A 6,001-nucleotide genomic window follows, 5' to 3' on the forward strand; every position below is an offset into this window, starting at 1 on the left:
GGAAGCTAAGCCTTTCAGCGCCGATGGTACTGCAGGGGGGACCCTGTGGGAGAGTAGGACGCCGCCGAACTTCTTTTGGAGAAAGCCCTGGCAGGGGATACCTGCCGGGGCTTTCTTGCGTTTACGGACAAGTACGCACGCACGCACCTACACCGCGACCACTCGTCCCGTGGCCTCGCCGTCACCGTTGCCGTTCCCCTTGCCGTTTGTGTCGCCGTCCCGCAGCGAGCCATACCGTTCAGCCCAGCCCGAGAGCGCGGTGTGCACGGCCCGGTCCATGTGCCGGAGCCCGGTGAGGTCCAGCTCGACTTCGCGGCCGGCTCGGTGGAGGGCGTCGAGTTCGTCCAGGAGCCTGGGCAGCCGTAGGAAGTTGGCGTTGCCGAGCACCCGTGCCCGTACCCGCCCGTCCCGCATCGTCGTGGTCTCGATGTGGACGTGGGAGGTCTCCCAGGCCGCCTTCACGATGGCCAGCAGCAGGCCGACGACCACGCCCTCGAAGAGGTTGGTCACGACGATGGCGACGGTGGTCGTCACCAGGACCGCGACCTCGCCGCGGTGGTCCCGCCAGAGCGGGCCCAGCTCACGGCCCGGCAGGAGTTTCCAGCCCGCGTGGACGAGCACCCCCGCGAGTGCCGCGACCGGGATGAGTTCCAGGACCCAGGGCAGCAGCGTCGCGAAGACCAGCAGCCATACGCCGTGCAGGACGCGGGAGGCCTTCGTCCTGGCGCCCGCGTAGACGTTGGCGGAGCTGCGGACGATCACCGCGGTCATGGGGAGGGCGCCGAGCACACCGCAGACGGTGTTGCCGGCGCCCTGGGCGATGAGTTCCTTGTTGTAGTCCGTGCGTGGGCCGTCGTGGAGCCGGTCGACGGCGGCGGCGCTGAAGAGGGTTTCGGCCGAGGCGATGAGCGCGAAGGCGAGCACCGTCCCCAGGACCCCGAACTCGGTCAAGCGCGCGAAGTCGCCACTCCAGGGCGGCTGAATAGCGTCGAAGAGACCGCGTACCTGGACCCGGTCGACGGGCAGTTGGAGCAGTCCGACCGCCGTCGTGGCGAGCGCGACCGCGGCCAGAGGTGCGGGGACGAGGCGCGCGCCCCACTGCCAGCGTGGCCACAGCACCAGCACGGCCACCGTGCCGACGCCGACCGCGACCGCGGCGAGCGAGTCGGCCGAGGCGAGGGTGTCGGTGAGCAGGGTGACCAGGCCGCCGAGCTTCTCGAGCGCGCCGGCCGGCGCGTCCGCGTCGGCGAGCGCGTACAGCTGCCCGGCGATCAGGACGACGCCGATGCCCGCGAGCATTCCCTGCACCACCGCGACGGAGATGGCCCGGAACCAACGGCCCAGTTTCAGCAGGCCCATTGCCATCTGGAGCAGCCCGGCGGTGAGGACGAGTGCGCCGAGCGCGCTGAGCCCGTACTCCCGTACGGCCTCGTAGACCAGCACTGTCAGGCCGGCCGCCGGGCCGCTGACCTGCATGCTGCTGCCCGGCAGCAGGCCCGTGAGCAGGCCGCCGACTATGCCGGTCACGAGGCCCAGCTCCACGGGGACGCCGGACGCGACGGCGATGCCCACGGAGAGCGGCACGGCTATGAGGAAGACGACCAGCGACGCGGCGAAATCGGCCCGGAGGTTGGCGAGGAGGCCAACGCGGTCGACGGCGGTGCGGACACGGCGGAAGAGAGTCTTCTGCATGAGGTTTGCCTCCAGCGCGCTCGAAGCGCGCGCAGCGATGCGATGAGGATCGTTGCCAGACAGGTGGAGTACAGACAGGTGGAGTAAGGGGCCGATGGGCATCAGGTGTCGTGCCGCGGGAGAGCGCGGCGACAGGCGGCGCCGACGCCGTCGTCCCTGCGGCGCCGGGCTGTTAATCACTCGACCATATTTTGGCCAAGTCGTGGTGGGGATCGGTGAGTTGATGTGTAACCACGATGTAAACGCAGTGTCGGGAAAGGGGAGCTACCGCTTCCGGGCGCCCCTGGGGCGACCGAGGTGGGAGGATGAAGCGAGCCCAGCGGAACGAAGTCCAGCGGAACGAAGAGGTGAGCCCCCGTGCAGCAGAGAGTCGCCGTCCTCGGCACCGGAAAGATCGGCGAGGCCCTCCTCAGCGGCATGATCCGCGCGGGCTGGTCCACGGACGACCTGATGTGCACGGCCCGCCGCGCCGAGCGCGCCGAGGCGCTCCGCGCCCGCTACGGCGTCGAGGTGGTCAGCAACATCGAGGCCGCCAAGGCCGCCGACACCCTGATCCTGGCCGTCAAGCCGCAGGACATGAGCACCCTCCTTGAGGAGCTCTCCCCGCACCTGCCCGCCGACCGCCTCGTCATCAGCGCTGCGGCCGGCGTGCCTTCCGCCTTCTTCGAGGAGCGGCTGCCGGCCGGCGTCCCCGTCGTACGCGTCATGCCGAACACCCCCGTCCTCGTCGACGAGGGCATGTCCGTCATCTCCGGGGGCTCCCACGCCACCGAGGACCACCTCCTCCGCGCCGAGGCGATCTTCAAGCCGGTCGGCAAGACGCTCCGCGTCCCCGAGTCGCAGCAGGACGCGGCGACGGCCCTCTCCGGCTCCGGCCCGGCGTACTTCTATTACCTCGTCGAAGCCATGACCGACGCCGGCATCCTGCTCGGCCTGCCCCGGGACAAGGCCCACGACCTGATCGTCCAGGCCGCCATCGGCGCCGCGGTCATGCTCCGCGACAGCGGCGAGCACCCGGTGAAGCTCCGCGAGGCGGTCACCTCGCCCGCCGGTACGACCATCAGCGCGATCCGCGAGCTGGAAAAGCACGGCGTACGCGCGGCCCTGATCGCCGCCCTGGAAGCCGCCCGCGACCGCAGCCGCGAACTGGGCACCGGCCACAGCTGACAGCGGACAGCGGTTGAGCCGACCCCGGCCGCCGTCAGCCCAGCAGTGCCGCCGTGGAGACGACCTTCGCGAAACCGCCCGCGTGCAGATTGGTCGCCGTCGCCCGCGCCAGCTCGGCGGCTGTGAGGACCCGCCCGTCAGGGCCGACGGCGTCGAACGTGTGCGTGGCGTCGAGCGGCACGATCACGTCGTAGCCGAGATTGCCGCCCATCCGTGCGGTCGTCTCCACGCACCAGTTCGTCATGATGCCGGCGACGACGATCTGCCGTATCCCCGCCGCGTCCAGCCAGCTCCGCAGATCCGGCGTACCGATGAACGCGGAATTCACGGTCTTGGTGAGCAACAGCTCCGGACCGGCGCCCCGGCCCCGGCGCTCCTCGACGAAGTCCTGGAAGGCGTTCCCCTCCTGCCCGGGACGGAGCGGGGAATCCGCCTTGGGCGAGTCGTGCCGTACGAAGACGACGGGCCGGCCCGCCTCCTGCCAGGCGTCGACGAGCGCGGCGATATTGCCCTCGGCGGCGGGGTTGTCCCGGGGCGGGAAGGCCGGATCGTGCCAGCCCTTCTGTACGTCGATGACGATGAGCGCGGTGTTCTGAGTGACCTCGGTGATCTCCATGCCCACCATCCTGTTGGCGCGGCACAGCAGCCGACAGTGGCAGAAGAGACCATGATCGATGGATTGATGCCAAGTCCGCCGTGGCGGTGCACCATGACCGTCATGCAGCCCAACGGCACAGCTCGACGCACAGCTCAGCGCATCGCCCTCGTCGCCTTTCCCGGCATACGGGCCTTCGACGTCGCCGTCATCGCCGAGGTCTGGGGCGTCGACCGCACCGGGCGCGGCGCCCCGCCCTTCGAACTCCGCCGCTGCGCACCGGACCGAGCGCCCGTGCGGATGCCGGGCGGCCTCACCCTCACCCCCGACCAGGCCCTGGACTGGACGGCCACCGCCGACCTCGTCGTCGTACCCGGCGTCGACGACCACCTGGCCCCGGTCCCCGAGCCCGTACTGGACGCACTGCGCACCGCGCAGCGGGCGGGCGTTCCCGTCGCCGCTCTGTGCGGGGGAGCCTTCGTGCTCGCCCAGGCCGGGCTCCTCGACGGACGGCGCGCGGTCACCCACTGGAACCTCACCACTCTGCTGTCCGCCACCCACCCGGACGTCGAGGTCGTGCCGGACGCCCTCTTCGTCGAGGACGACGGCGTCTGGACGGCGGCGGGCGTCGCCGCGGGTATCGACCTCTGCCTCCACCTGGTCCGTAGCGCCCACGGCGCCGAGGCGGCGGCCACCATCGCCCGCTCGATGGTCACCGCCCCCTTCCGCACGGGCACCCAGGCCCAGTTCATCGAGCACCCCGCGCCGACGGCCGCCGAACGCGAGGCCTCGGACACCCTCGCGGCCGTACGGGAACGAGCGCTCCGCCGGCTGTCCGAACCGCTCACCGTCGCCGACCTGGCGCGCTGGGCCGGCATGTCACCGCGCTCCTTCGCCCGCCACTTCACCGCCACCACGGGGACGACCCCGATCCAGTGGCTCCTCGACCAGCGCGTCGCCGCGGCACAGCAGCTCCTGGAACGCACGGACCTGCCCATGCCCGAGGTCGCCCGCCGCTGCGGCTTCGGCAGCGAGGTCACCATGCGCCAGCACTTCGCCGCCCGCCTCGCCACCAGCCCACGCGACTACCGCAGGTCCTTCCGCGCGGTGGGGTGAGACGGGCCGGTCCCCTCGGTCACCTCGCGGGCAGGAGACCGATGGCCTCGTACGCGGCGTCGACCGTCGGCCGGGCCAGCCCCCGCGCCCGCTCGGCACCGGCCCTCAGCACCTCGTCGACATATCCGGGGTCGGCACACAGCTGCGCATGCCGCTCCCGAATGGGCCGCAGCGTCTCGACGACGGCCTCGGCCGTGTCCTTCTTCAACGCCCCGTACGAGCTGTAGCGCGCGGCCAGCTCCGCCGGCCCGCCGTCATCGCCTGTGCACGCCGCCAGGATCTCCAGCAGATTCGCGATGCCGGGCTGCGCCTCCCGGTCGTGGACGACCTCGCTCCCGCTGTCGGTCACCGCACGCATGACTTTCCGGCGAGCGACATCCGGCTCGTCGAGCAGATAGACGATGCCGGACGTGTCCGCATGCGACTTCCCCATCTTGGAAGTGGGGTCCTGGAGGTCCATGACACGCGCGGCCACGGCCGGGAGCACGGCCTTCGGCACCGTGAACGTATGCCCGTACCGCTGGTTGAACCGCACGGCCAGGTCGCGGGTGAGCTCGACGTGCTGCGCCTGGTCGTCACCCACCGGCACCTCGTCGGCCCCGTAGGCGAGGATGTCCGCTGCCATCAGCACGGGGTAGGTGAGGAGCGACAGCCGAACGCTGCCACCGGTGGCCCGTTCCTTCGCGGCTTTCTCCTTGTACTGGATCATCCGCCGCATCTCCCCGTCGCTCGCCGTGCACTCGAGGACATACGAGAGCCGTGTGTGCTCGTCGACGTGGCTCTGTACGAAGAGAGTGCAGAGGGCGGGGTCCAGTCCGGCGGCGAGGAACAAGGTCGCCACCTGTCGGCTGAGCCGGCGGACGCGCGCCGGGTCGTGATCGACGGTGAGGGCGTGGAGGTCGACGACGCAGAAGAGGGCGTCGGCCCGGTGCTGGTCGACGGTGACCCACTGGCGCAGGGCCCCGAGGTAGTTGCCGAGGGTGAGGTGGCCGGTGGGCTTGATGCCGCTGAAGATCCGGGTCGTCATGGGTGCCGTGGCTCCTTGGGTCCGGAGAGTCCGGAGGATCGGGACCACCGCCACAGACAGCAAAAACGGCCGCCGAGGCGGCGGCCGTTGGATGCATGCGCGCTACGCGCAAGGTCGGGCCGCCGTCAGGCGGCCCACCACTGCTGGGTGCAGGCATGCTTCGTCATGCGGCGACCGTACGCCCGCCAAACCCACTTGCGCCACCGGTTTGATGATGGTTACAGGCTCGTGTAGAGTCCTTCGAGTTGCCACGGAGTCCGCAAGGACGACGGGGCGGCACCTCTAGCCGCGTCGGCGGCGATCACCTCTTTGCATGACCCTTGAACGGGATGAATTTCGGCGTGTCCGGAATTCGGATCGGGCGCCGATTAGGCGCCGCGGGGGAAATCCGCTAAAGTAGTGAT

At 70.5% G+C, this 6,001-nt stretch carries 5 protein-coding genes and 1 rRNA gene; 3 read left to right on the forward strand and 3 right to left on the reverse strand.

Translation table 11 applies throughout. The features are described 5' to 3' along the window. Positions 1-70, forward strand: a 5S ribosomal RNA gene (gene rrf / locus RM609_RS34690); the annotation flags it as partial. Between the two features lie 77 nt (positions 71-147). Here rrf and RM609_RS34085 read toward each other — a convergent pair. After that, the gene (locus tag RM609_RS34085; protein WP_311616548.1) at positions 148-1,692 is read right to left on the reverse strand and encodes a SulP family inorganic anion transporter; all 1,545 of its coding nucleotides are present in this window, start codon (positions 1,690-1,692) and stop codon (positions 148-150) included. Between the two features lie 357 nt (positions 1,693-2,049). Between RM609_RS34085 and proC the strand changes: the two genes are divergently transcribed. Beyond that, positions 2,050-2,859 (forward strand): pyrroline-5-carboxylate reductase, encoded by an 810-nt coding sequence (gene proC, locus RM609_RS34090; protein WP_311616549.1) that lies wholly within the window; start codon positions 2,050-2,052, stop codon positions 2,857-2,859. A gap of 34 nt (positions 2,860-2,893) precedes the next feature. Here proC and RM609_RS34095 read toward each other — a convergent pair whose 3' ends face one another. Further along, positions 2,894-3,484 carry a cysteine hydrolase family protein gene (locus RM609_RS34095; protein WP_311616550.1) on the reverse strand — a complete coding sequence of 197 codons (591 nt, stop codon included), beginning with the start codon at positions 3,482-3,484 and terminating at the stop codon, positions 2,894-2,896. Positions 3,485-3,577: 93 nt separating this feature from the next. Between RM609_RS34095 and RM609_RS34100 the strand changes: the two genes are divergently transcribed. Next, the gene (locus RM609_RS34100; RefSeq protein ID WP_311616551.1) at positions 3,578-4,570 is read left to right on the forward strand and encodes a GlxA family transcriptional regulator; all 993 of its coding nucleotides are present in this window, start codon (positions 3,578-3,580) and stop codon (positions 4,568-4,570) included. Positions 4,571-4,589: 19 nt separating this feature from the next. Here RM609_RS34100 and trpS read toward each other — a convergent pair whose 3' ends face one another. Further along, positions 4,590-5,597, reverse strand: coding sequence for a tryptophan--tRNA ligase (gene trpS / locus RM609_RS34105; RefSeq protein ID WP_311616552.1), 1,008 nt, complete (start codon positions 5,595-5,597; stop codon positions 4,590-4,592). Between the last annotated feature and the right edge of the window lie 404 nt (positions 5,598-6,001).

Origin of the sequence: Streptomyces hesseae (assembly GCF_031845785.1) — a bacterium.
In the GTDB taxonomy this organism is placed as follows: domain Bacteria; phylum Actinomycetota; class Actinomycetes; order Streptomycetales; family Streptomycetaceae; genus Streptomyces; species Streptomyces hesseae.

Bases quoted from the DNA above. Each gene is read 5' to 3' on its own strand.
- RM609_RS34095 (WP_311616550.1), bottom strand. From the start codon at position 3,484: ATGGTGGGCATGGAGATCACCGAGGTCACTCAGAACACCGCGCTCATC.
- trpS (WP_311616552.1), bottom strand. From the start codon at position 5,597: ATGACGACCCGGATCTTCAGCGGCATCAAGCCCACCGGCCACCTCACC.
- RM609_RS34100 (WP_311616551.1), top strand. From the start codon at position 3,578: ATGCAGCCCAACGGCACAGCTCGACGCACAGCTCAGCGCATCGCCCTC.
- RM609_RS34085 (WP_311616548.1), bottom strand. From the start codon at position 1,692: ATGCAGAAGACTCTCTTCCGCCGTGTCCGCACCGCCGTCGACCGCGTT.